Annotated in this window: 40 protein-coding genes; 10 read left to right on the top strand and 30 right to left on the bottom strand. The window is 41.0% G+C overall.

Annotation, left to right across the window (positions count from 1 at the left end):
• Window positions 1-5: 5 nt before the first annotated feature.
• The 17 genes from MNY66_RS06060 to MNY66_RS05985 form a co-directional block, all read right to left on the bottom strand.
• On the bottom strand, window positions 6-332 hold the full coding sequence (locus tag MNY66_RS06060) for a head-tail connector protein (RefSeq protein WP_047255624.1): 327 nt from the start codon (window positions 330-332) through the stop codon (window positions 6-8).
• The gene (locus MNY66_RS06055; protein ID WP_241501693.1) at window positions 332-595 is read right to left on the bottom strand and encodes a hypothetical protein; all 264 of its coding nucleotides are present in this window, start codon (window positions 593-595) and stop codon (window positions 332-334) included. Before MNY66_RS06055 ends, MNY66_RS06060 begins: the two co-directional genes overlap by 1 nt.
• Window positions 596-641: 46 nt before the next feature.
• Window positions 642-1,856 (bottom strand): phage major capsid protein, encoded by a 1,215-nt coding sequence (locus tag MNY66_RS06050; protein ID WP_241501692.1) that lies wholly within the window; start codon window positions 1,854-1,856, stop codon window positions 642-644.
• 14 nt (window positions 1,857-1,870) lie between these two features.
• Window positions 1,871-2,722 carry a head maturation protease, ClpP-related gene (locus MNY66_RS06045; RefSeq protein ID WP_241501691.1) on the bottom strand — a complete coding sequence of 284 codons (852 nt, stop codon included), beginning with the start codon at window positions 2,720-2,722 and terminating at the stop codon, window positions 1,871-1,873.
• Between the two features lie 5 nt (window positions 2,723-2,727).
• Window positions 2,728-4,050, bottom strand: a complete 1,323-nt coding sequence (locus MNY66_RS06040) for a phage portal protein (RefSeq protein ID WP_047255620.1) — start codon at window positions 4,048-4,050, stop codon at window positions 2,728-2,730.
• Entirely contained in the window at window positions 4,050-5,780 is a 1,731-nt protein-coding gene (locus MNY66_RS06035; protein WP_047255619.1) for a terminase large subunit, read from the bottom strand. Before MNY66_RS06035 ends, MNY66_RS06040 begins: the two co-directional genes overlap by 1 nt.
• A gap of 3 nt (window positions 5,781-5,783) precedes the next feature.
• Window positions 5,784-6,254, bottom strand: a complete 471-nt coding sequence (locus MNY66_RS06030) for a phage terminase small subunit P27 family (RefSeq protein WP_047255618.1) — start codon at window positions 6,252-6,254, stop codon at window positions 5,784-5,786.
• Between the two features lie 154 nt (window positions 6,255-6,408).
• Entirely contained in the window at window positions 6,409-6,615 is a 207-nt protein-coding gene (locus MNY66_RS06025) for a hypothetical protein (protein ID WP_241501690.1), read from the bottom strand.
• Window positions 6,612-6,962, bottom strand: a complete 351-nt coding sequence (locus MNY66_RS06020; RefSeq protein ID WP_241501689.1) for an HNH endonuclease — start codon at window positions 6,960-6,962, stop codon at window positions 6,612-6,614. The genes MNY66_RS06025 and MNY66_RS06020 overlap by 4 nt, the downstream gene beginning before the upstream one ends.
• Before the next feature lie 98 nt (window positions 6,963-7,060).
• The gene (locus MNY66_RS06015; protein ID WP_241501688.1) at window positions 7,061-7,693 is read right to left on the bottom strand and encodes a hypothetical protein; all 633 of its coding nucleotides are present in this window, start codon (window positions 7,691-7,693) and stop codon (window positions 7,061-7,063) included.
• Window positions 7,694-7,721: 28 nt separating this feature from the next.
• Window positions 7,722-8,117: a hypothetical protein gene (locus tag MNY66_RS06010; protein WP_241501687.1), complete on the bottom strand. Its 396-nt coding sequence runs from the start codon at window positions 8,115-8,117 to the stop codon at window positions 7,722-7,724.
• On the bottom strand, window positions 8,114-8,371 hold the full coding sequence (gene lysC / locus MNY66_RS18035) for an Rz1-like lysis system protein LysC (RefSeq protein WP_420915510.1): 258 nt from the start codon (window positions 8,369-8,371) through the stop codon (window positions 8,114-8,116). Before lysC ends, MNY66_RS06010 begins: the two co-directional genes overlap by 4 nt.
• Window positions 8,307-8,636 (bottom strand): hypothetical protein, encoded by a 330-nt coding sequence (locus tag MNY66_RS06005; RefSeq protein WP_241501686.1) that lies wholly within the window; start codon window positions 8,634-8,636, stop codon window positions 8,307-8,309. Before MNY66_RS06005 ends, lysC begins: the two co-directional genes overlap by 65 nt.
• Before the next feature lies 1 nt (window position 8,637).
• Window positions 8,638-8,787, bottom strand: a complete 150-nt coding sequence (locus MNY66_RS06000) for a hypothetical protein (protein ID WP_241501685.1) — start codon at window positions 8,785-8,787, stop codon at window positions 8,638-8,640.
• Entirely contained in the window at window positions 8,769-9,242 is a 474-nt protein-coding gene (locus MNY66_RS05995; RefSeq protein ID WP_277629375.1) for a lysozyme, read from the bottom strand. Before MNY66_RS05995 ends, MNY66_RS06000 begins: the two co-directional genes overlap by 19 nt.
• Complete coding sequence (locus tag MNY66_RS05990; RefSeq protein WP_241501684.1) at window positions 9,223-9,447, bottom strand: class II holin family protein; 225 nt, start codon at window positions 9,445-9,447, stop codon at window positions 9,223-9,225. The genes MNY66_RS05995 and MNY66_RS05990 overlap by 20 nt, the downstream gene beginning before the upstream one ends.
• 325 nt (window positions 9,448-9,772) lie before the next feature.
• The gene (locus MNY66_RS05985) at window positions 9,773-10,093 is read right to left on the bottom strand and encodes a GrlR family regulatory protein (protein WP_137021801.1); all 321 of its coding nucleotides are present in this window, start codon (window positions 10,091-10,093) and stop codon (window positions 9,773-9,775) included.
• Window positions 10,094-10,270: 177 nt separating this feature from the next.
• Between MNY66_RS05985 and MNY66_RS05980 the strand changes: the two genes are divergently transcribed.
• Complete coding sequence (locus MNY66_RS05980) at window positions 10,271-11,062, top strand: hypothetical protein (protein WP_241501683.1); 792 nt, start codon at window positions 10,271-10,273, stop codon at window positions 11,060-11,062.
• A gap of 81 nt (window positions 11,063-11,143) precedes the next feature.
• On the opposite strand, the gene MNY66_RS05975 is transcribed toward MNY66_RS05980, so the two are convergent.
• The 13 genes from MNY66_RS05975 to MNY66_RS05915 form a co-directional block, all read right to left on the bottom strand.
• Window positions 11,144-12,193 carry a DNA-methyltransferase gene (locus tag MNY66_RS05975; protein WP_241501682.1) on the bottom strand — a complete coding sequence of 350 codons (1,050 nt, stop codon included), beginning with the start codon at window positions 12,191-12,193 and terminating at the stop codon, window positions 11,144-11,146.
• 143 nt (window positions 12,194-12,336) lie between these two features.
• Window positions 12,337-12,531 carry a TrmB family transcriptional regulator gene (locus MNY66_RS05970; protein ID WP_241501681.1) on the bottom strand — a complete coding sequence of 65 codons (195 nt, stop codon included), beginning with the start codon at window positions 12,529-12,531 and terminating at the stop codon, window positions 12,337-12,339.
• A gap of 190 nt (window positions 12,532-12,721) precedes the next feature.
• Window positions 12,722-13,117 carry an antiterminator Q family protein gene (locus tag MNY66_RS05965; protein ID WP_082120790.1) on the bottom strand — a complete coding sequence of 132 codons (396 nt, stop codon included), beginning with the start codon at window positions 13,115-13,117 and terminating at the stop codon, window positions 12,722-12,724.
• A gap of 32 nt (window positions 13,118-13,149) precedes the next feature.
• Complete coding sequence (locus MNY66_RS18170) at window positions 13,150-13,692, bottom strand: DUF968 domain-containing protein (RefSeq protein WP_479497655.1); 543 nt, start codon at window positions 13,690-13,692, stop codon at window positions 13,150-13,152.
• Window positions 13,685-14,353, bottom strand: coding sequence for a phage antirepressor KilAC domain-containing protein (locus tag MNY66_RS05955; protein WP_241501680.1), 669 nt, complete (start codon window positions 14,351-14,353; stop codon window positions 13,685-13,687). The genes MNY66_RS18170 and MNY66_RS05955 overlap by 8 nt, the downstream gene beginning before the upstream one ends.
• A 16-nt stretch (window positions 14,354-14,369) precedes the next feature.
• Entirely contained in the window at window positions 14,370-14,753 is a 384-nt protein-coding gene (locus tag MNY66_RS05950; protein ID WP_241501679.1) for a RusA family crossover junction endodeoxyribonuclease, read from the bottom strand.
• Complete coding sequence (locus MNY66_RS05945; RefSeq protein ID WP_241501678.1) at window positions 14,746-14,931, bottom strand: Lar family restriction alleviation protein; 186 nt, start codon at window positions 14,929-14,931, stop codon at window positions 14,746-14,748. Before MNY66_RS05945 ends, MNY66_RS05950 begins: the two co-directional genes overlap by 8 nt.
• Window positions 14,928-15,317 carry a hypothetical protein gene (locus tag MNY66_RS05940; protein ID WP_241501677.1) on the bottom strand — a complete coding sequence of 130 codons (390 nt, stop codon included), beginning with the start codon at window positions 15,315-15,317 and terminating at the stop codon, window positions 14,928-14,930. Before MNY66_RS05940 ends, MNY66_RS05945 begins: the two co-directional genes overlap by 4 nt.
• Complete coding sequence (locus MNY66_RS05935; protein ID WP_047255602.1) at window positions 15,307-15,957, bottom strand: phage N-6-adenine-methyltransferase; 651 nt, start codon at window positions 15,955-15,957, stop codon at window positions 15,307-15,309. The genes MNY66_RS05940 and MNY66_RS05935 overlap by 11 nt, the downstream gene beginning before the upstream one ends.
• Complete coding sequence (locus MNY66_RS05930) at window positions 15,957-16,808, bottom strand: helix-turn-helix domain-containing protein (protein WP_241501676.1); 852 nt, start codon at window positions 16,806-16,808, stop codon at window positions 15,957-15,959. Before MNY66_RS05930 ends, MNY66_RS05935 begins: the two co-directional genes overlap by 1 nt.
• On the bottom strand, window positions 16,805-16,975 hold the full coding sequence (locus MNY66_RS05925; protein ID WP_241501675.1) for a hypothetical protein: 171 nt from the start codon (window positions 16,973-16,975) through the stop codon (window positions 16,805-16,807). The genes MNY66_RS05930 and MNY66_RS05925 overlap by 4 nt, the downstream gene beginning before the upstream one ends.
• Window positions 16,976-17,051: 76 nt before the next feature.
• Entirely contained in the window at window positions 17,052-17,516 is a 465-nt protein-coding gene (locus MNY66_RS05920; protein WP_241501674.1) for a YmfL family putative regulatory protein, read from the bottom strand.
• A gap of 28 nt (window positions 17,517-17,544) precedes the next feature.
• A complete protein-coding gene (locus MNY66_RS05915; RefSeq protein ID WP_241501673.1) occupies window positions 17,545-17,799 on the bottom strand; it encodes a YdaS family helix-turn-helix protein in 255 nt (84 codons plus the stop codon).
• Window positions 17,800-17,902: 103 nt separating this feature from the next.
• On the opposite strand from MNY66_RS05915, the gene MNY66_RS05910 reads away from it, so the two are divergent.
• The 9 genes from MNY66_RS05910 to MNY66_RS05870 all read left to right on the top strand — a co-directional run bounded on the left by MNY66_RS05910 (window position 17,903) and on the right by MNY66_RS05870 (window position 23,594).
• The gene (locus MNY66_RS05910; RefSeq protein ID WP_241501672.1) at window positions 17,903-18,592 is read left to right on the top strand and encodes a LexA family transcriptional regulator; all 690 of its coding nucleotides are present in this window, start codon (window positions 17,903-17,905) and stop codon (window positions 18,590-18,592) included.
• A 129-nt stretch (window positions 18,593-18,721) separates the two neighbouring features.
• Window positions 18,722-18,931: a hypothetical protein gene (locus tag MNY66_RS05905; RefSeq protein WP_047255598.1), complete on the top strand. Its 210-nt coding sequence runs from the start codon at window positions 18,722-18,724 to the stop codon at window positions 18,929-18,931.
• A 53-nt stretch (window positions 18,932-18,984) separates the two neighbouring features.
• Window positions 18,985-19,167 carry a carbon storage regulator CsrA gene (csrA, locus tag MNY66_RS05900; protein WP_047255659.1) on the top strand — a complete coding sequence of 61 codons (183 nt, stop codon included), beginning with the start codon at window positions 18,985-18,987 and terminating at the stop codon, window positions 19,165-19,167.
• Window positions 19,168-19,320: 153 nt separating this feature from the next.
• Window positions 19,321-20,223 carry a recombination-associated protein RdgC gene (gene rdgC / locus MNY66_RS05895; protein ID WP_241501671.1) on the top strand — a complete coding sequence of 301 codons (903 nt, stop codon included), beginning with the start codon at window positions 19,321-19,323 and terminating at the stop codon, window positions 20,221-20,223.
• An 83-nt stretch (window positions 20,224-20,306) separates the two neighbouring features.
• Complete coding sequence (locus MNY66_RS05890) at window positions 20,307-21,071, top strand: hypothetical protein (protein ID WP_241501670.1); 765 nt, start codon at window positions 20,307-20,309, stop codon at window positions 21,069-21,071.
• Window positions 21,072-21,088: 17 nt separating this feature from the next.
• Window positions 21,089-21,571, top strand: coding sequence for a hypothetical protein (locus MNY66_RS05885; RefSeq protein WP_241501669.1), 483 nt, complete (start codon window positions 21,089-21,091; stop codon window positions 21,569-21,571).
• A gap of 2 nt (window positions 21,572-21,573) precedes the next feature.
• Complete coding sequence (locus MNY66_RS05880) at window positions 21,574-22,029, top strand: hypothetical protein (RefSeq protein WP_241501668.1); 456 nt, start codon at window positions 21,574-21,576, stop codon at window positions 22,027-22,029.
• A 205-nt stretch (window positions 22,030-22,234) separates the two neighbouring features.
• The gene (locus tag MNY66_RS05875) at window positions 22,235-22,486 is read left to right on the top strand and encodes an excisionase (protein WP_241501667.1); all 252 of its coding nucleotides are present in this window, start codon (window positions 22,235-22,237) and stop codon (window positions 22,484-22,486) included.
• Window positions 22,461-23,594 carry a phage integrase Arm DNA-binding domain-containing protein gene (locus tag MNY66_RS05870; RefSeq protein WP_241501666.1) on the top strand — a complete coding sequence of 378 codons (1,134 nt, stop codon included), beginning with the start codon at window positions 22,461-22,463 and terminating at the stop codon, window positions 23,592-23,594. The genes MNY66_RS05875 and MNY66_RS05870 overlap by 26 nt, the downstream gene beginning before the upstream one ends.
• Window positions 23,595-23,860: the final 266 nt, after the last annotated feature.

Here is a 23,860-nt window from a genome sequence, read left to right as displayed (position 1 = left end):
ACCCCCTAGAGACCATAAATCCGGTAAGGTTGAAGTAGCGCCTCAGTTGCAAACGGCAATGCAGAGGTGATATTGCCGATATTGGTCGCTTCGCGGTTTTCATACCATTGACCAATCAGCAGTAACATGGCATTTTTGACATCATCACCCAGCAACAACGGTTCGGGATCGGCCTGATAACCTTCTGATGATCCGTTTTCATACAGCTTTCGGCGCGTGTAGTTTTCTACATACCTGACCGCAGAGCCGATATAAATGGCTAGCAATTTATCATCATCAGTAAAATCAGTATCAATATTGCAATGTTGTTTAACTAATTCCAGAGAAAGCATTATTTCCCCTTTTTAGTCTTAGTAGCCTTTTCGTCTTGCTGCTCTTGCTGCTCTTGCTGCTCTTGCTGCTCTTGCTGCTCTTGCTGCTCTTGCTGCTCTTGCTGCTCTTGCTGCTCTTGCTCTTTAGCATGATCGCCTTCCATTTCAATTGCATAGCCTTTTTTAATTAATTCACGCCCATGCAGATCGCCCGTTTCGATGATCTCACCTTCAACAGCGACGTTATTACCGAAATAAATGGCACGTAATATTGTTAATTTCATATTGCACCTCAAAAGAAAAAGCGGCCATAAAGACCGCTTAAGGAGATTAGTCGCCAGATGTTGGCGCAGTGAAATCACCATATACAAAGGCTTCAGGCCGTTTAACGGCTAACGCAAGTCGCTCCTCACAGCGAATTGAAATCATGTTCTTTTCAAAGTCATCACTGTTTTCAGTGGAAATAACAACATTTGTCTCTTCACGGTCAAACAACTGAGCACCAGCATTAAAGGCACCGGTTAAGAATTTCCCTTTGAACGCTGCTGTTTCCGTCACCACAATTGGCAATCCCCATAATGTTGGCCCAGTTAAACCTGATGGATTCGCCAGAATATAACGCCCCAGAGAATCTTTCAGTAGTTCGATCTTCGCCCAATCAATGAAGTGTAGAACGTGACCAGTTGCTGGGAAGCGAGCTAATTGCGCTTGCAGCATCGCTAAACGTAAATCATCAATACCGTTTTGTTTATCAACAGCAAATTCTGGTTTGTACTTCGACGCTTGCGGGATGATGCCGTGCAAATGCGCACCTGAGCCATCACCGAATAAAATCTCTTGCTCTTCGACAAACTTCAAGCCGTAGCGCATTTCAGCATCCACTAACGACTGCAACTGTGCGAAGTCATCCAAAATCTGTTTGGAGGCTTTGAACATATGCGCAATTGTGGAGACGGGGGTCATTTTTGTTGCAAACTCAATATCACTGTACGGCTTAGCGGTATTCTCAGGCACCACTTTTGCGGCATTGGTAAAGCCGGTTTGCTGAACCCAGAAAATAGCTGGTGACGTCGTTTTGCCTGGTGCAATCAAATCGCGAATAAATAAACGTTGTTTAGGGGCGGCATCAATCCCCGGTAAACGCTGAGGCTCAACCACGCCTTGTGCCACATCAACCGAGGTCAACGCCGCTTGAACCGCAACCGAAATACGCTTACTCGCCTGCATGCTGGAATTGATATCTTTCAGTACATCGGCAGAGATCACTTGCTGACCAATAGACTTCGCCGCATGGACTGCATTTTGTAGCGGCATTTGTGCCACATGCTGTTCTAAATCGCCCAACGACGCTTTCAGGGTTTTTTCAGACTCACGCAGCGCATTCAATTCCGTTGCCATTTGGTCAACGGCAGCTTTCGTTTCTGTGCTCAAGCTACCCACTTTTTGTGCTTCTTTTAAGGCTTCTTCAGCCTTAGCGTTAAAGTCACTGTTCGCTTTTTCAATTTTAGCAGATAGGTTTTTCAGTAATTCATTTGTATCAGACATGATGTCTCCAATAATTATTTTATCGTGGCAAAAGCGGCAATGGCCTTTTCCAGTTCAGAGAGAGATTCGGGGTTAATTTTAGCGGTAGCGCTCGGCGTACCATTCGGCGTGGAAGTAGCGCACGGCGTACTTCCGGTTAAAGCACTGATAAGTTTTCGACGCTCCGCGCGGGGAGTGTTTGATTTGGCTAATAACGCATCGAGCTTTCGCATTGCGGCCTGTGGACTTTCATCACCATCGTTAATCACATCTGCTGACAGCAGTCTGTCTGCAAATCCTTTATCGATAGCATCACTAGCGCCGATATAGGTTTCGTTATCCATCATTTGGCTGACTGCTTCACTCGATTGCCCACTGCGCGCCATGTAAATATCACACATCGACTTATCAAAGGGCTCCATATCTTGAGCCAGTCTCGCAAGATCATGACGATTCCCCGCACAAACGCCCCAGCAGTTGTGGATCATCAAAAATGCACCACGTCCCATATGGATTTCATCCCCTGCCATGGCAATAATGGAGGCCGCAGAGGCAGCAATACCCAGCACATTAACGATGACCTTGCCGCTGTGTGCACGAAGTTGGTTATAAATCGCCAGTCCCTCAAACATATTTCCACCGGGGCTATTAATATTCACGACAACGTCGTTATTACCGATCGCACGCAATGCAGCAGCGATACGTTTGGTGGTCACGCCTTCACCCCAATAATCTTCGCCAATCACATCGAGGATAGAAATTGTATTGTCGGAGCTTGCCGCCTTAATGCTGCCATCCCATTTATTTAAGGCATTTGGGGTTAATTCATAGCTGATTGACGCGCAGGGGCTCCCCTCCAGCGCAACTGGCAGATGACTTTTTTTCATTTAATTTACTCCTCGGAATGAGGTTTTTTTGGTGGAATTGTTGGATCACCCTCTGGAAATAGCCAGCTAGTGATTTGTGCCTTGAGCTTTTCAGCCTCATTGCCAGAAATATCTTTTCCTAGCTGATCAATCGGGGTTAAGTTGAGTTGAACAGTGTAAATATCACCGCCATCAATAGGGGGGAGATTTTCAAGACGCCTCACATCATTACGACTCATCCAGCCGTTTTGTAGTGAAGTCGTATAATAAGCGGCGCGGCCTACACTATCAGCTCTAAGTAATCCTTCAACAGAGAATTCAGCATAATAATCATCATCACCACTTAATAAGCAACGACTAATTTCTTGCTCAATATTCACAAGTAGTGGCCTTAGTGTATTGGTAAGAAACTGCATGTTCATCCCTTCTACACTAGCCCCCCAACTGCTTTGCTTATCCATATGACCAACCATGAAGGGTGGAACGCGAAACCAGCGGCAAATTTCTTCAATGCTAAAGGTTCGACTTTCAAGCATTTGAGCAGCTTCGGGATTCATGGTGACATTGTTGTATTTCATCCCCCCTTCAAGAACCATCATTTTCCCAGCGTTTTTTGAACCGACAAAGCTTAAAAGGTACTTTCTAATGCGTTCACGCTGCTCGTCATTAAGGGCTAGTTCTGATGATAAGAATCCAGAGCTCTGTAAGCCATTCTCAAAAATTTTAGCCGCAGACTCTTCAACTGATAAAGCCGAGCCAATCACATCTCTCCCCATTTGAACGGGGATCATTCCGCAAATGCCATCCATCCCAAAACCACGAATATGCATCATATATTTTAAATCAATATTTCTTTTTTTCTGCGTCAGCGGATCGGTATATTGGTACTCAAGCATTCCGTTTTTATCACTACGCTTCACAACCATGTTTTGGGGTAATAAAGGGTGTAAAGCAACTAACTTGGACCCTATGTATTTTTTTTCTATGAAGCTATTGCCTCTCAAGCACAAACTGGCCACAACCATTAACATAAACCGAGACGGCGTCATTTCAATGTTGGGTTGCTTACAAAGCAAGCGATGAACGGGGTGATCTTTTGCTAAGCTTCTAGAGCCATCACTTTCACTCCTGTAAATTTTTATTGGAAGCGTTGATATCGACTCGCTAAGCAACCTCACACAAGCCCAAACGGCAGAAAGCTGCATGGCTTTATCTGCAGTAACAATTTTCCCACTACTGCTTGCCCCACTCCATTCCTGCAAAAAACCGCCATTGGTTAGCGATATTGGTACGCCCAACCAGTTAAGTAGCGCACTTTTTATGCGCCCCGGCTCCTTATTATGTTTCATCAGATACCTACTATGATTGGGTTGTCTATAAATCCTGAGATATCAGGGGTATCATTTCCACCGCCCACCAATTGACGGCTTTTTGCGGTAAACATCGCTACCGGCCCATCGATTTTATTTTCAGGGGTCGATTTGTTCGGAAAGATATTTTCGTTTTTGTCGGGCTTGACTGTGACATTTGAAAGCATCCATCCCATCATTGGGTTGTGATCATGATGAAATTTACTGGCATACACATCTGCCTGAACGCTCTTCATGGCTTCAGACATGTTTTTTACCGTCTGTGCAACTTCCACCAGAGGCACGCCCTCTTCAGCTAAACGACGAGAAAATTGAACCGCGCTCCAAGGGTCAAAGCCCAACTCACGGACTTCATCACCTTCACACCATTTAAGAATGTCATCCTTAATAATGTCATGATCAATAACTTCGCCATCAGTAAGCTCTAGGTACCCCATCTTCGCCCACTTGCGATAAAGTTCCGCAATATGCTTAGGTGCCGTTTCAATACGATCCTCAGGTATCCAAAATTTGCACTTGATATGCGTTTTACCTTGATTGTCCTCGTACATTTTGATTGCTGCAGCAACATCAATTTTGCTGGCCAAGTCCACACCAACCCAAACCGGATAATTTTTCAACTCATCATCGGGCGCATTGACGGGGCATTTTTCCCACTTGCCCATATCCATCCAAACTGATTCGGCATTTACCCACTTATTTAAATGCTTAGTCAGAAAATTGGGCCGCGCAGCAACTTGCTCTTTGGCTTTTTTAGCGAGCCGGCGCATATCATCAAACCGCTTACAGACACCCAGCCCCGGATTGGCTTTTATCCACACCGATTCATCAAAATCATCATCCTTCTCATCAAGTGTATAAATGATCGCGAAAAACGTATCATCTTCAACAACCCCCGTGAGCACCTTGATTGCGTAGTCTCTCAGCTCGTAACAAATCCCTTCTTTATTAAATCCCGAGGTAGTAATGGCAAAAAGCAGAGACTGCAGACGTGCACCGGTTGCTGTTTCTAAAACATCCCACACATCGCGGGTTTTGTGTGCATGCAGCTCATCGACAATACCGCAGTGGATATTTAAGCCATCGAGGTTATTTGCGTCACTCGATAACGGTTCAAATTTAGATGCTGTTCGCTCCTGGTATATAGCAAGTTTGTTGTAATCAAATAGGCGTCCAAGTGTCGTTTTTGCCTTTTTAACCATATTTTTGGCGTCTTCAAACACAATTCGCGCCTGATCCCGCGTTGTTGCCGCTGAATAAACCTCAGCACCACCTTCACCGTCTGCGCCTGTCATGTATAACCCGATGCCACTTGATAAAGTTGATTTAGCGTTTTTTCGAGCAACCTCATTAAAAGCCGTTCGAAATCGACGAACAAGCATCGTATCGCCATCATCATCAAGCACTTGCTCACCCGTTAACTCATCAATTAGCGGGATCACAAAGCCAAAAATATTAATCAATATAAAGACATGCCAAGGCATTAAATCAATGGGCTTTCCGGCTAATGCCCCTTTGACGTGAGGAATAAAATTATAAAAGTCGAGTATGTGCTGTGCGCGTTCTTCAATGAAATAGATACCACGCTCAGGGCCATGCTCTAGATCATTTAAAAACCGCTGGCACGCTAAACGCACCAATTCGCACGCAACAATTTCTCCAGCGACGACCTGTTCGGCGTACTGAATTCCATCTGTTACGGTTGCCATTCATCATTTGCGCTTTTTCAAAAATACATCAAGTGGATCTTCCTGTTCAGGGCCTTTTACATTCACCTTGGTTCGTGCTGATGGGGTCATGCCAAACTCGCTAAGCATTGCCCTTATTCGCTTCCATACATCAGCCTTCATAATTGCGGCTGGATGCGCTTTGATCATCAATCCGCTTTCAGTGTTGTTTTTATAAGTGTATCCCTCTTCATCAAGCACTTCACAGTGATGACGATACTCAACATAGGCTTCCACCAACAATTCAAGTGCCTTAGCATCAAGTTGACTCATCACACCTAATGCGTTGAGCTCTTCCCCAATCTTCTTAAACCAATACTTTCCGCGCTTATCAAAATACTTCGGCGTTGGGGGCACCCCTGACGGGGGTTTCGGTTCATTTTTATTGATAGGTCTTTTGGATGGGTTACCCCTCACTAACTGCAGGTGTGACGGGGTTTTTGGCGGTCCTGCCATGATAGACACCTCCTATTAATGAGTGATAGGGAAACCCCAAAAAAAGTTTTCTAACCTGCGGCGATATAACAAAAGGTAAGGCGGCGGTACTTTAGGGCGAGAGTGGTAGAGATTTTACCCGCCCCTCCCCTATGGTGATAGTTTCATTATGTAATCAATCTAAGTGAATGTCGGGAGCATCTTCTACCACTGATGGGCGCCACGCAAACTCAACAACCACAGAATTATTTTCACCCAGCGGGGTTGTGGTGAGGCTCAACTCTTTTTGGTTGGATAACAACTTCCCATCAACTGTAAGTCCGTAGCCAACCCAACGCCCGTTCTTAAACAATTTTGATAATTTGACTTGCTGTGCTTTCATTTGATCCTCTCCCTTGCGGTCTTACGTTTATGACATTGCCAGCAGAGTGATTGAAGATTGCTATCATCATCGGTACCGCCATGTGCCTTGGGTTGGATGTGGTCCACTGTCTTGGCTTCTGTTGGTCGCCCTGACTTCAAGCACTCCTGACACAGATGCTTGTCACGCTGAAGTATGCGAGCACGCCTTTTATCCCATGCAGTTCCATACCCTCTTTCATGTCGGCTTTTACCCTGTTGGTGAGACTCCCAGCCTGTATTCATGTGCTCATCACAATAACCACTGCGATCTGTGGTTGTCTTGCTACACCCATGCTTACGGCATGCGCGAGGGATACGGGGTGGCATAGATATCTCCATAAATGAAAAAAACCACCAGTGATTAGCTAATGGCTAGGTAGAGGCACCCCCTCGGGAGTACCTTTTGAATTTCTCACAGAATTAATTTATTTCATTGATTTAAAGCTTCTTGGACACGCTGGACCACTTCGCGCAATATCTTCAGCAATCGTCTGCTTGAGAGCTTGAGCCATCGATTTTTCCTGCTGCCCTATTGCTTGCTTTAAGTTGATGATAGATATTGCATTAACGCTACCTTTCAGTCTTGCTTCTTCAAGTTCATTGGTTAGCTGTGCAATCTGCAGCTGTAGACCTGATATAGACTGTGCGGTTGCATCCCGAATGCTTTCTAACTGAAACCGCGTATCATTACAGCTTGATTCAATCTGCTGCTTAAAATGCTCACAGTTATTATTAACACCTGTAGTTATTGTCATTGTGGTAGTGGGTGACTGTTTGGCTATCTCTTTAACCGCTTCCTTGGCTTTATTATTCATTAACTCTGATAATTGCCTAATACTTGCAGCGCTAATGCGCGGCTCTGGTATAAAAACACCACCGCCTTGACACTTGAATACACCGAACGTATCGGCAATAAACCCGCCACTTGCTGGCTTCTTCATACCTGTACTGACAAGTAGATCATTAATGCGCTTTAGCTGGGCTTCCAGCTTATCTAAATCAGTGCTATCAACTGATATCTTTATAGATAGGGTAGCTATTTCTTTTTTATCTGACATAACTGTATCCATAAATGAAAAAGCCCCGCTATTGCGAGGCTCGTTGATATTTTTTATTAAAGGCGATGATTAAATTTTCTTCACATAGCGCCCCTTGTAAGACAAACTGACAGTCAGTGCAGCTTATTTGTGATAATTTTAGTTCCATGCTGCTGTCCATTGATAGCCCGTCAGGTGAATCACATTCCGGACATCTCCCTAGCTCATTCACATACTCAGCGTATTCATCTGAATCCTTATATGAGTAACAATTAGCATGATGTGATTTAGGAATGAATGGCGTTAATGTACCGCAACCCACACAGAAATTACCTTCTTCACATCCCCCTAACCATTTAAGCTTTTTGTCTAAATCTTTAAACTTGTTAGGATCTACAGGGACAGAACCAAATATTTTGATAAGACTAAATTGCTTTCTTTTCATTTCACCACCTGTCGTTGTTGTTCAATTTCCCGTATTGCTTTCTTGTCCAAGTTGCATGCTTTAATTACCGACATCAGCTCAATGTTGTATTCAGCGACATCGCCCCACGTCATTTTGTCGGGGATGTCAGGTATTTGGCAATCGGCTAATAGGTTTGCAGGGATTGGGATGTGAGGTGCTAATATATATTCAGTCTTTGTATTGCCGCATCCTGTCAATAAGGCTATCAGGAACAGCAACGGGAGCGCAGTCATTACCCACAAGAATAGTTTTGACATCCTTCTTGGTTCCCTGTGCGTCCAGTGTATTTTGTTGTTTAGCATCAATGGCGACTCCAGAGATACGGTCAAAGATAGATATTGATGTGTAGGCGTTATCGATGATTAGTGATTGTTGCACTAGCGATTTTGTTAACTCGGCATTTTCGCCATTTATCTTATCAAGTTGATTTGTGAGTAAATAAATGCCGATAAATAAAGAAATAACAATCGCAATAAATAATTTTTCTGTAAGACTCATATCACCCCCGATAATGACTTAGTGCAACTTGGCAACGCTTTTCTAGCCCCTGCTGATCATTGCGGCAGGTATCATCAATCAATAAATATGCGCCCGACCCAATAAACAAAATAAGATAGGCAACCAAACAGACTATAAGCTTCCAAGGCATACTGCATTCTCCACTTCTCGCCTTGTCATTAATCCTTTCCACGGCTTGCCCCCAGCATATATCCAGCGTTTAAGTTCATTACAGGCGCCAGTTTGGTCACCGGCATTGAGTTTTTTAAGTAGCGTAGAACGGGAGAAGGCACCTGTTCCTACGTTATAAGTGAATGAATAAAGTGCTGCCCTGGTATAATCAGGAATATTGACTTTGATTAGTGGATTTACAGCTTTAGCGACGATAGCCAAGTCTTTTTCTAACAGCGCATCACACTCGGCTTTTGTATAGATTTTCGTGGGGATAATGTCTGCGCCGGTGTGCCCATAACACACGGTAAGAACTCCAACCACATCACGATAAGGTTTGGGCTCATATCCCTCGAACTGTGTAACCATTGAAACAGTTAAAGCCATCAAGCCACCAGCAGCGGCCATTTTTATTTTATTGGGTATCTTTGGCATGACCTGCTTCCTTACGCTTATCTTCTTTCCGTTTGAAATATAGATTTGTTAGGAAAGTTAATAAGCCGAAAAGTAGGCTTCCCAATACACCAATTGCTGCCCACTGCTCAGATGAGAACCCATCTAATAATTGTTTTAGCCAATAGAATGTTGAACCCGTAGAGGCAGCATACGAGGCGCCAGTTGTTAATTTGTCCATACGCATATACCACCCCCTACGGAGTGCCCGAAATTAAGTTAGTGGAAAGCCACCAGCAATAGCAGCTAGAACTGAATAGGTGACGGGCGCAACTCCGCCTTGTGCGCAGCTATCGATTTCTCTGCATGAGGTTTTCGATAAGTTAATGAAATACTGATCGCCAATAGGCTTTGTATTTTGAGCGGGTTAAAAAGTAATGAAATGACCAGGCTAAACTTAACTGTTCCTTAGTCTTTCCAGACAATTTAATGCATAGATTAATAAATATATTTTTCATATTATCTCCAATAAAAAAGGTCACCTAAGTGACCTTGTCATTTATCGAGATGCCTTAATATAAATCCCCGATAAACTTTGCTTCTACTTCAATCATGGTTTCCGGCATCCCTTGAACGCCACCTCTCAATATGTAACCAGTAGGTGTGGTCAATGTAAATAAGCCAAGGGTAAAATTGCCAACATCACCAAACACAGAGGTTACTGACTTGTCATGTTGTTCTAATTGCAAAATAACATCATTTGCTAACACTCGACCTTTGTATGAATACACAAAATCGCCACCATTAACTTCGTGATTTCTAACGACTACCGTACCATTCCCAAAATCTTGCATATTACTTCGAAAAGTAACGTAGTAAATCCCATCTTTCATATATACCTCATGCAGTAATTTTAAGCTGAATATCAGCTATGCAAATTTACTGCAAATAAGTAAGTTAGGCTAATATATTGAAGCGTTCCGTCTTACTTATCTAATATTTCATTTGTAATACTTGAATTTTTATTACCATATGAAATGATGTCTCTTTATTCTAAAGCAGGATGAGAAATGGAATTATTTAAATACTGTGATAAAAAATACAATGTGCTGTCAGGTTCAACATTGCGCCTAGGAGCTCTTCACCATTTTAGAAAAATTGAAAATGACTCACTTCGAGATGAAAAAGAAGGCACATTTACAATTCAAATTGATTTTTCTGATGGGATCGTCCTTCCAACAAAAATTGCAAACCTATTTTTCCAGTCGATGATTGGATTTGGGGATACTTCAGAACCGATACCTCACTTCAACGGATCAGTTTCCATGCATGCTGATAAGATTGAAATCGATCGTGTGATGCCTAACGAGGTTAAATTCAAATCAGCAAAAGTAACTATAGAGCGTTCAGGGCTTGATAGTTATATCTTTTGCTGTTCCATGAACCCTATCAAACCTCAATCTTTTGGTGAGTATAATGACCACTGGAAAATATCAAATGATAAAATTGAGCAATTCGGTATTAAAACTGCCCAATTAATGCTTGAACAGTTAAAATTAGCTGATTTTAATTTCTTTCCCGCTAGAAATGGATCACTGTCCGAATTCGGTTTTTCAATTAAACTCGAGCACCGGCCAATAAAATATATCGACCGAGTGCTACATATAACCCAAAACAACCTTCCATCATATGATGAATTTATTGACTTAATAGAAAATATGGACTTTTATAAACCATCAAAATTCAAAGATGAAATGGAATATAGATATAAATTCATCATTCACGATAACGGACAGATCTATCTTCCTCGAAAAAACTTTATTGACTTGAATGCAAATGCATTTAACTTAGTCATTAGTTAAGCCTTTCACTAAAGATTGATAATTATAGCGTCGCAAAGGAACTATCCGGAAATTCCGGATAGTTGATATTGTAAGAATTAGTTACAAGTTAGTAATCTCTTCTAACTCTAACTTCGTCTGTTCAAACCGCTCTGACTCCAGCTCAACCCCAATAACTCGTCGATTAAGTTTCAGCGCTGCTTTAATCGTTGCACCCGATCCCATAAAGAAATCAGCAACGACATCACCCTCTCGGCTACTACTATTGATAATGTGTTCCATCATCGCGGCTGGTTTTTCGCATGGGTGTTTACCGGGGTAATATTGTACTGGTGCATAAGTCCAAACGTCCGTATAAGGCACATCAACGGTAACAGCAAAAGGACGGCGTAATAATTGATACCGTTCAGCCAGTTCGTGATATTCACGTCTAAGCGTGTTTTGCTCACTCATTAAGTCAGCATGGTCACGGATCAGGAAATTGTCGCTGAACTTATCTAAAGCTATGCGCTGAAATAGCGCTTGTAACTTTCTATAATCTTCTTCGTTCGGTAATTGCCATTGACTATAGCCAAACCAATGAGAAGTCATTTGCTTTCCCGTGGCCTGATGAATCTCCTTAGCCGTTATGCCTAACGCGTCTCTCGCTTGCTTAAAGTACTCAATCAATGGCCTCAGTGTGTTTTCTTTCAATTCTCTGCGTCGCTGAAGATACCCACTGCTTTTACCTTTATAAGGGCTTTGATAGTGTTCAGCAAAAATAATACGTTCTGTCGCAGGGAAATAACTTCTCAGGCTTTCTTTATTTTGTCGTCGCCATGGTCCTGACGGCTTAGCCCAAATAATGTGGTTAAGTATATCGAACCGCTCACGCACTAATAATTCCGTATCAGCCGCCAGCTTTGAACCGCAAAACATATATAAGCTACCGTTTGGCTTTAGAACACGCCAAAATTCAGCAAGCATTTCATCAAGCCAAGATAAATATGAAGTGACATTTTCCCACTGATTATCCCAGCTACAGTTTTTAACTTGGAAATAGGGTGGGTCGGTTGCGATTAGGTCAATACAATTATCTGGAAGTGTTTTTATATAGACGAGTGAGTCGTCATTAACTAAATTAATACTGTTTAAAATTACAGTGTTTTTCATAGATCAGGAGAACCTTTTTTGTTAAGCTTCACCCGCTTTGTGCACATAAGCAGTGGGCTTTGGTTTGTCCGTGATCCGTTTCAGAACGGGCGAATGGCTGGTAAGGTGCTACCAACACCCACCAGCCGCCCATTTTCACAGTGCTAGATAATTTGATATGTACTTTCTTTGGCGTTTTCTTTGATTAATCCAGCCATAACAAGCTGTGTCAGTATTAATTGGCAACTAGGGGGTGTTAATTCAACAAACTGTGAAACCTCACCTGCCGTGGCTGGTTCATCTGTAACCGCATTAAAAACAAGCCTTGCCTTTTCTGTCATATCTACATGTTTTAACATGATAATTTCAAACCTTTGGTTAGTTATTGTGCATAACTACACATGTAACTCTGACCGATATGAACAGCAAGTCTTATGTTTATTTTAGGCATAAAAAACCCCGCACAAATGACGAGGTTATATTCTATAAGTTAGGTGACAACGTATTCACTCTTATCACATTAACACCCAAAATTCGTTACGAAAAGCATTAACTATTACTTGTTGATTTATTTACCCACTCATCCATCTCTAAAACAGCGCCAGCCATAATCAAGCATGCATCAATAAAAGTCTCAGCTATCATTAATTTTTGTCTAATCTTCCCCTCTGAGCACTTCATATCTCTTGCTATCGCTGACTTTGAAATGTCTTTTATATAGTGTCGTTCTATTAATTCATATTCGTCTTTTTTTCCTGCTTTGATTAACTGGCCAACTGCTGCATCGATAATTATCCCGTCATCATCACAGCATGATGATCTTGTGCCATTTGTATCTGGTAACAAACCACTAAATCCCGCCGCTGTAGATGAATACCCTATACGGCTTTTACCCTCAGCGGCCCAACCACCCCATTTTTCTAAAACTAACTGAATATCTCTCATGACATCAACCCCACCGCGTTCCGCACAACGCATTAACCAAATACACCTAGACCAATAGACCGATCGAGAAATTTAAATAACAAAACTAACTGGCTACCGTGCTCCCTTTCCCATTCCTTCGGATCTTTGTGTAACTCACTGTGGTGAACCCGACATAAAGGGATCGTGAATAAGTCATGCGCTTTTGTCCCGATACCGCCCTGCCCGTGCCCAATAATATGATGAGCATCATCAGATGTAGCCCCACACACGCAACACGGTTGTGATTTAACCCATTGCAGATATTTCACACTCTCCCAGCGCTGAAGCTTTGGAAATTTCATAAAACTGGCTGGTGGCTCGGGATCTACAGCTAAATCTAATACTTGCTTTATCTCTCCAATATCTTTCAACTCGTCGCTGAGGAATGATTGAGATAGAGAGATAGGTCCTACTGATTTATCGCTTAACGATTCCGGTACTGGGATAATTAACATGCGGCCAGCAAATTTATGTAATTCGCTAATTCCTGGTCTAAAGATTGCTAATCCAAGTTCTGGTACCGTACTTGCTGTAAGAATTGAAGTTTCACGCATATGCTTTGTGCTCCATCCATTGACCAGCTATCCAATTAACTCCCTTCGCTGTAAACCGTGCTTGTGCAAACGCATACTCAGTTCCTTGCGTAACACCCGTTTTCATTTCAAATCGTCCAGCGTCTAAATGCTGTTGATATGGGGTTAATATATTGTTGAGTCGGTACATGATTCTTTTATCAAGTAAAAAACCCCTAAATTCTGGTTCTTTCACATCAAGTAGCTTGCAGACTTGTCTAAATGTCATTGCACCAGTAGCGGAGACGTATTTATCAACAAATTCAACCTTTGGAGCGGCTTCGATTAGTTTATTTTCAAGCTGCCGTTTTTCTTCTTCGAGATCCGCAGCTAAACGTAGTGCTTCTGAAAATGTTGTCGGTACCAGCTTTTGGTTTTCTAACTCTTGCCAACGATCCACCAGCCTTGCTGTAAATTCTGGTGATAATTGAGCCACGACCACATAACTGTCACGTTTGTTTAATTGATAAACTTGCACCGTCTGGTTTTGATGGTTTTTAACCTCCCCCAATGGGGGAAGTTGAATTGTTCCTCGTGTAGCAAGCCTTTCGATTGATTGCTTCACTTTGTCATGACGAGACTCAACTAACTCTGATATCTCTACGCTGGACATTGTTAATGCTTTTATCGCTAATTGGTTCATGCTATTACTCCACGTTTTACGCAACCGCATTTGCGTTTTCATATATGCTGATCGTGATTTCAAACCGACCATCTTTTACGACTTCACACCACTGCATATCAACATGCTTCACCTGATCATCATCTTTCCAGATATTCGCATGTGTTAGCGCATCAAATGGCGCTTTTAGATAGTTATCGATATCTCTTCTATGGTTAGTTGGTGGGTACATCTTTATAACTACCGATACCTTTTCCGTGATAGCTTTTGGTCTTCTACGTAACTGCTCATAAACAGCCGCGATCGCATTAGCTCGAAACGTACGCCCTTTTTCACTAATAAGCATTCGGCCTTTAACTGTCCGCCAGCAAGCATTAACACTTGGAGGAAAGGGTAAAATTAAAAATAGCGCCTTACTCACCGATTACCCCCTTATTCCATACACTGACCGCCGATGGCTTATCATTAACATCGGGACCTTTAGCACCACAACAGTGACAGCGAACATAAAACCAGGTCCTATAGCTATGACTTTCCACTGTCGTATTTTCACTTCCGCAATAACGACAAGGCTGAATTTCTGATATTTGGTTTTTCATCTATTTGCCCTTACACTAGCAAGCAGATCATCAAACATCTGCATGATTGGTAGCTTCGGCGGCTGCGGCAGGTTTCTAACCCGTCGTGCCGATGGATTTTTTCTAAACGCTTCCAGCTCCTGCCTACGCAATATCACTGCGCGCTGCTCTTCATCGATGATGTTATTGAGTATTGATAATGCCCCACTCACGGCCTGATAAGATTTTGTTCGGGCATCAAGCATATGAATCAAGCCTCTTTTTTTCATACTCGTGATGACATTGCTGGCTGGAGAACCATCAAGCTCAAAATCAACCATCACATTTTCACGATTAAAAGATGCGCCAGCATAATGAGTGAGAATAGACTTATAGCGCTCAAACTGGGCTTTACGTTTACTCGACATATGTCACCGCCATTTTTTCAGCAAGCCATTGCGCCTGTTCAATAGCTAACTTGCCAATATGCTCTAATTCTTTACGTTGGATGTTACCTACCTTCTCGCCGCGCCACTCTTTATCAAAAACAACTATTGCACCTGCAAACATTGCACTTGATGGCTTTTGTTTTTCATCTGCTGGGTTAAACCATTTAGGAACGTCAAAACCTATTCGGCCTTTGATGTAACAAATGTGATCTGCATGGTCAGGCCACCATGCTTCGCTTGTTGCTACTTTCAATAAAAAAACATATCGCCCACCCTTTTCACGCATTGCTGAAGCGTAATTCATGATATGGCCAACACCAGTGACAGCTTGTTTTTCGTGATAAGAACTGCGCGAATACGGTGGATTGCCAAAAGCTGCACCGCCAACTTCTTTTAATTTTGCTGACCAGTCCTGCGTGAGCGCATTATCTTCCGCGGTGTAAAAATGCGGGGCTTTGGTGTTATTGCCATCGGTGAATAGATCTAAAGTAAATGGACCGAATTTAGCGTTAATCCCCCAAAATAATTCCTCAGGGGAGCACCACTGATCGCCAATCTCTTTTAAGTTATGTGCTGACTTAGCTTTAAGCGCATTAAGTTGCTGAACGTAGTTATTCATTACGCTGCCACCTCTTTCGCTGCTTGCTCTGTTGCTTGCTTCCAGATGTTGATCCACATCTGACGGCCTTGAAACTCTTTTGCTGTCCTGATGCCCGTTTTACCCGCCAATTCAGCGGCAATTTCCTCGATGCGCGTTTGTGGTTTTGAGCGTGAGCCAATGATCCGGGTAAATGCTTCGTCACGCGCTACGGTGTCAATAACTGACTTGGAATGCTGATAACTCGCTGCTGTACGTAACCAGTTGTTTAATGCGTGATCCCAAGCGGCAAATTTAGAGGCTTTACTTAAGTGATAATCAACAAACTTTAAAAACTCAGCATCCAAATCAAGATTTAACTCGGCAGCTAAAACTGCATGCTGATCGCTGGGTTTAAAATCATCAGGTAAAAATATATTTTTTGGTTTAACGCGTTGCGCGTTATCTTTTGGTTCTTTGACTGGTTCAAAAGAGTGACTGGTTCTGGTGCTTTCTGACGGCATAGGGGGTGTGCTTTTTGACGGCATAGGGCTGCCACCCTTTGGCATAGCTATGCTTTTTGACAACATAGGGGCTATGCTTTCTGGCGGCTCAGGGCAAGATAAATCTAAATAGTAGATATTCGATGTATTACCTTTCCCATTGTTCACGCCCAGACGGTTCTCTTTAATTAAAAAACCCATTTCTATTAATGCATCAATATGCGAACGAACCGCACTTTTGCTACACTCACAATGATCTGCAATGTGCTGATAACTCGGCCAGCACTCACCTTTATCATTTGCATTATCAGCAAGCTTTATCAGCACGAGTTTACGTAGTGGATTGCCGACTTTAATCGACATAGCTTTCGCCATTAATGTCATGCTCATGCATTCACCGCCTGTGCCTTTTGGTTCATATCATCTACTAACCATTCCACAAATTTGTAGTTTGTTTCTTCATAGCCATCTGGTACTTTAATTTCATAAACGAAACGACCATTACGCAGTGAAGCCCGTACTTGCGTTCTGCTATGAAAATTCGTTACACTGTTCACGCTAGTTACTCCACACAAGTTGTTATTAGCACTCGACGCTCGGGACCGCATATCCTGAGCGTCACCCTTTCTAGTACTATTCATCATGATCGTCACCATATAAAGCGCCTAGCGCCTCGTAATAACCCTCTACTCCCGCAAATAAAATCGCTCGTTTTTTTGCTAACTCCTTGCGCTCCCTCTTGGTTAATCTGCCATCGCTTAGGCTTTCATGAGTCAGCAAGGCTAATTTCGCGTACAACGCTGATAACTCAGTTCGCATATCATGAAGTTCAACAGCATCAAGTTTTGCGGGATCAAATTTTGCAGCAGGTACCATGTCATGACGATCCATGTGGTATTCCACCAGCAACTTAGTGCCTGATAATTCTTCCATCGCTTCTAAATCATCATGCTCAAAGAATCGGCAACCATTTTTCTCATACAGCTTGTTATTAAATGACGCTTCCGAGATACCCAGCGCACCCGCCATTGCTGAACGTCCACCAGGCATCGCTTTGCACATTTCTTTTACGACTTCTTTTACTGTTTGTTTGCACATAGCTACAATTCCGTATTTTTATTAGTAGTTACTTGAAATTACTAACGCTGCTATCTTTGGGTAAACCATCAAATTCATTGGGATATAGATCAGGCCTTAATTGATGTGGACAAAAAGACCATTTACCCATCTGACAAAGTTGAATAACCCTTTCGGCAGGAACTTTGTTATTTTTAATCCAGTTAAATACAGATTGAGGCGAACTAAATCCAAACATGCGGGAAACAACTGAAGGAGTCCCCACAGCACGAATAGCCATCTCAGTAATGTTTTCTTTATTCATAAAATATCCCCTATTCACAAACCACAATACTACTTAAAGTAGACAATAAAAACAACCTAAAATAGAAATGACAATTACCTATATCGGCGATAAACTTCTATCTATGGTAGAAAAATCAAAGTATGAAAACTTTGCTAAGAGGCTTACCGAGCAGATGACTATCACCAACATTGATGTTAAGCAGTTATCTGAATTGGTTGGAGTATCTTACGAGATGGCCAGACGCTACACATTAGGCACAGCAAAGCCTCGGGATGATAAAATGGCACTGCTCGCCAATGCAGTGAAATCATCGCCGGCATATCTGGATTATGGCGTTTGCGTCAATGGCTCTCAAAGCGAAATAAAACCAAAAGATACTGTAACAGTAAGGCAAGTCGAAGCATTTGCCTCTGCTGGGAATGGCTACATCAATAATCCGTTTCCTGAGATTATTCGCTCAATTGAAATTCCTGAAGATCGTGTATATGAGTTATTTGGTAGACGTTCTTTGGATGGGGTTATCATAATTAATGCAGACGGTGATAGTATGATACCGACATTAAACCCTAAAGATCTTCTCTTTGTTGATACTAAAGTTTCTTGTTTCAACGGTGATGGTATCTATATTTTTAACTTCGAAGACTCAACCTTTATTAAACGCCTTCAGCGCGTAAAAGGTAGAAAATTATCAGTTATATCTGATAATGATTTCTACCCGCCATTTTTTATAGAAGATCATGAAATGCATGAAGTTTATTTTCATGGAAAGTTAATAAGAAGCCTGCCCATGGCACTTAAATATTTTGCTTAATTTCTCTATATGAACCAAGCCAACTATAATGTTGGTTTTTTTTCGCACTTAAAATCTACTTTTAGTAGTTGACAGCCTCTACTTTTAGTTGCATTATTTATTCTAAGAAACACAGCTTAGGAGAAAATCATGCAACTCAATTCAAATGAACCAATCGTTAGTTTTAGTGTGCCAATGCAGCAAGAAGATGTGCATTCATGGATCTTGGAAAAAGCCCAAGCGCTAAGCAAGCTCGCTTTGCTGAAACAACGTCAGGCTGATTTGCAAAGCCAACTCGAAAAACTCGATGATGAAATTTTCGAACAAACAGAACTCTGCCGAGTAACTGTTGCTGCTTAATTAGATTTAATGTGTGGGGTAATGATCAACTGTGTGGAGTAACGGATATGGGAATACTTGTTTTAACTCGTAGAGCTAGTGAAGTGCTAATTATTGGTGATGATATAAAAATCACTATCTTAAGCATTAAAGGAAACCAAGTGCGGATTGGTGTCGATGCGCCTAAAAATATACCTGTTCATCGTGAAGAAATTTATCAGCGCATTCAAGCTGAAAATATCGATGCTGCTAATTAGTCATTATTGATAGTTTGGCGGTTCCTCACCGCCCTTTTTACACCATACATAAAGCCACTGATATTTCATTCGTCTATATCAGGTAAATATACACATTATTTGTCAGTGGCTTTATTTATTGTGTGGAGTTAATAATTATGCGGAGATTAATAAATGAAACGTTTTCCAATTACTAGCGCAGTTATCTTTAAAGCTGAGTTACCCAGCGCCGAAGTTTTAGAAAGACATTTAAAAGAATTACCTTTTGTTGATATTTTAGAATCACACGCTATTAGCTACGGATTTATCCCTAATAAAATTACAGGTGAATTAGTCACGCCAATCGAAGGTGGTTATATTATTACTTTTCGTATTGATGAAAAAATACTTCCTAAAGCGGCTATCGCATTTGAAGTTAATAGACGCATTGAAAAGCTAAAAGAGCAAGGTATTGATAATTTCCTTGAAGTTGAAATAAAACATATAGCAATAGAGGAAATGCTTAAGGTTGTCTTAACTAAAACAAAAATTATCACCGCGCTTTACCATGTTAAAAAAGGCTTTCTGTTTGTATCCACAACAAGAAAACCAGAACATCAAGCCTTACTAAGTAGCTTAGTAAAAGTTTGTGGCACTGTAAAAACAGAAACCTTTAACATTGATGATGCTAAAAATGGCATTACAGCACGACTATCTAACCATATTGATAATCTTCCACCAGCAGACTGCTTTGGTAATGACCTTTACCCGGGGAATTTTCTTTTACTGCAACGTAAATTTGATAAAAAACTAGAAACATTAAAGTATGACGCTGAACTTAATTTAATACGCGACCAAGTAAAGGACTCTATTGAAAATAACTTTAAAGTTAACTTAATTGAATTAAGTACATTTGATATAAGCTTTAAGCTAACAAATGATTTTGATTTTAAAAGCATCAAGCCACAAACAAAATTTGAGTGTGATGGTGATAAAGCATTTTGCTACAGACATACCAATGCAGTATTTATGTTTCATATGGTTAATACCATCGAGTTATTAATTGAATTATTAAAATACAAAGAAAAAACAGAATAACTATTTAGTCAACACCAAGGAATTTAATTCTCTTTATTAAGAGACAGATTTTTATTATCTAAATTTTGTGTGGAGTATTAATTATGTCGAAAGAACTAACATTAAGTGAATTATTAACTCAGCGTTGCGTTGAGTTTGCAAATAGCGAACAAGCCGTAGAAATTATTGATAAAGGTATTACCAACTTGTTCACAAGTGTTGTTGATGATGCTTTTCGTTCCTATGGCGATTTTGGTAAATCATTTAAAAAGGCAATGGAAAACGCCTTACCTACCAGCATAGAAGATATGGTTGATTTAAAAAAATACAACACATTAGTTGTTACTAAAATACGTGAATCTTGGGAAAACTCAGGTATCGAAGCTGATTTGCAGGAAAAAATCACTTCTTTGGCCAAAGATTTTATTAGTGACGCTGAATGCCCTAAATACATAAAAGCATCTGAGCTATGGGAGGCGTTTATTGAAGACAATGCTAGTGATGCCATAGAAAGTAACTGGGATTGTCCGCAAGTATTTATTGATGATGAACGTGATGGATTTATTCGCGTTAGCTTACACCCAGAAGAAGCAGGATCTTCATATCGCTCAATAGGTGAGCATAGCTGTGATTATAAACTCTTTCTCACCGACGTGCGTATTGATGGTTATAAAAGCGAATTACTTTTACATGACGGTCATCAGGTATATGAGTTATTTAGTGGTAAGGTGAAAAATAATGTCTTAGGTAAGAGCATAATAAAACCATATTCCACTTTCGATAAGTTAATTATGAACCTCTATTACGGCGGTAGCTTATTAGTTTGGGATGAATCACCAGCAGATCTTTGTTACAGCAATGATTATTAATAACGGGGGCGTGAATTATGCAGCTTAACCAAATTAATTTAATTTCTGCTATTTTGGCTGAAATAGAAAATCAAATCCCCGGCATACCTGCTGAACCTCGTTATATGAATGCCGTTATTAAGGCTGCAAATTTGGTTTGTGATGAATTCAAAAAGCCGCTTGTTAAAGCTTCTGAAGGTATGGGTCTTACTGCGTGGCTTGCTAGTGATGATGTAGGGGCGAGTTCAAAATATATGGCCTCCGTTCTTTCTGGTCAATTTAACGCTCCACATCATTACCCTTGGGATGGTGCTGATTTAGGTCGCTGCATTCAATTACTGGAAGCAGTGCCAGAGCTAGCAAGCCAATTACATGAAATGAAAGCATGTTCACCTCAGTGGTCTGCTGTTATCGATAATTGGGATAAATGGAAAGAGCTTTACGAAGCAGGTGAAGGAAAAGAACTTTATCAAGAAATGAAGTCTGCCTATAAATCAATTGAAGTAAATAAAGGTATTTAATTATGTCTATTAAACCTGAATTAGTAGAACGCGATGAACTTGGCTACTGGGCTCACTCTCAAATTCCTGTAAGTGAAGACGGTGAATATTTAAAACAATGGTTTGATAACAACTGTCTTAAAATCTGTAATGTCTATATGGATGGCGATATTGATGAAAGCCACCCAACATTCAAACTCTATTTTGAAGATGGCCAGTGTGATATTTCAGGATGGGTGCCTAGCAAACCTCACGGTGATGGTTGGTTTATCGGCGGTATTTTTGAATCAGAAGACGGACCTGTTTGTTCATGGCTAAGGCCTGATGTGGCAAAACTAAAAGAAAAATTTCTCAGAGCACATAAAGAAGCTGAAAAAGCTGCATTTGAATATTTCTGCGCCTGTGATGTTGGTGATGAACGTATTCAAGCTAGTGAGGTTTATGAACGCATTAGAACTGCTACACGCATAGGTGGCTGATATGAAAGAGCGCGGAATTATTTTTAACTCAGAAATGATACGCGCTAGATCAAAATACTCAAGTTTGCTGGTAAGCAGCATAATGCCTGAGCTGATGCAGTCCATCAGGCTAAATATGCACCTATTATCCACCAGCATTTGATTAAACCAGTTAACGACGATATTTAATTTTAAATCTGTATGCGGCAGATGTGTGGAGGTGATTATGTCTAGAATGGTGTCTCTAGAAGCGTGGGCAAGATTGGAATTTGGTGAAGATGCACCCAGCAAGCAAGCATTGCTGAAATACGCAAAAGCTAACATGATGGTACCGCCGGCGCAAAAAGTCGGTAAGAAATGGATGGTAGATCGTGATTCTCGCTGGGTTGGAATTACATCCAAACCGCAATTACCGAGTAATGCAAGCGATAAATTATTAAGGATCCTATCAAATGGCAGCAAGACCGCGCACTCATAATATTACCGTTCCCAATCTATACCGAAAATTAGATAAACGTAATGGTAAAGTTTACTGGCAGTATAAACACCCTTTAACCGGAATATTCCACAGCCTCGGCACGGACGCCGAGGAAGCTGCATTAGTTGCTTCACAAGCAAATACAATAATTGCCGAACAACAAACAAAACAGATTTTAAGTATTAATGACCGGTTATCAAATATTAAAAATAAAAAGATTGGTATCAGTGTTACTAACTGGATAGATAAGTATTTAGAAATACAAAAAGAGCGTGTTGATTTAGGTGAATTAAAACTTAATTCATATAAACAGAAAATAAAACCATTAAATTTATTTAAACAACACTGCGGATTATTTTCACTTCAAGATATTACGACTCTAGAAATAGCAAAAATAATTGATTCAGTAAAAGCATTGGGCCATGACAGAATGGCTCAGGTCGTACGCATGGTTTTAATCGATGTATTTAAAGAAGCTCAGCATGCTGGACATGTTCCACCTGGTTATAATCCTGCCCTTGCGACAAAACAGCCACGCAATAAAGTCAAGCGGGAGCGACTGACATTTGAAGAATGGAAAATTATTTATGTACAAGCTGAAAATCACCCGCCTTATTTACAATACGGAATGCTTTTGGCACTTGTAACTGGGCAGAGAATTGGTGATATAGTCAAAATGAAATTCTCAGATGTTTGGGATGACATGCTTCATATTGAGCAAGAAAAAACAGGATCAAAACTAGCAATACCATTATCAATTAAATGTGACGCCATTGATATGACATTAAGACAAGTGATCGCCAAATGCCGAGACGCTGTTGTTAGTAAATATATGGTCCATTATCGTCATACAACCTCCCAAGCTAAACGCGGTGAACAAGTCACAGCCAGTACATTAACTACTACATTTAAAAAAGCCAGAGATAAGTGCGGCATAACATGGGAAAAAGGAACGGCGCCAACCTTTCATGAACAAAGATCTTTATCTGAAAGACTTTATCGAGAACAAGGGTTAGATACCAAAAGATTACTCGGACACAAATCACAAAAAATGACTGATAAATATAACGATGATCGCGGTAAAGATTGGCAAATTATTGCGGTATAAATCGCTTAATTTTTATTCGGTTTTGGAGAGGGGTTTTGGTGGGGTTTTGGGGAAGATTTAAATTGTACGAAAAACAAACGGGAACTGATTAGTTTCCGTTATTAATTTTATAATATTATTAATTACACTCGCTTAATAACCCAATCGAAAAATAAACCATATTTCAATAGGTTATTGTATTTATATTGATATAATAAGTCATAAGTAACTATCTTATTTTCGATAACACCTTCTATTCTATTAATAATTAGGTCAGCGGCTTCCGT

Source organism: Moellerella wisconsensis, from assembly GCF_022592395.1.
GTDB lineage: Bacteria > Pseudomonadota > Gammaproteobacteria > Enterobacterales > Enterobacteriaceae > Moellerella > Moellerella wisconsensis.
Note: the sequence above shows the minus strand (reverse complement) of the source record. Positions and strands in the feature narration are given on the sequence as shown.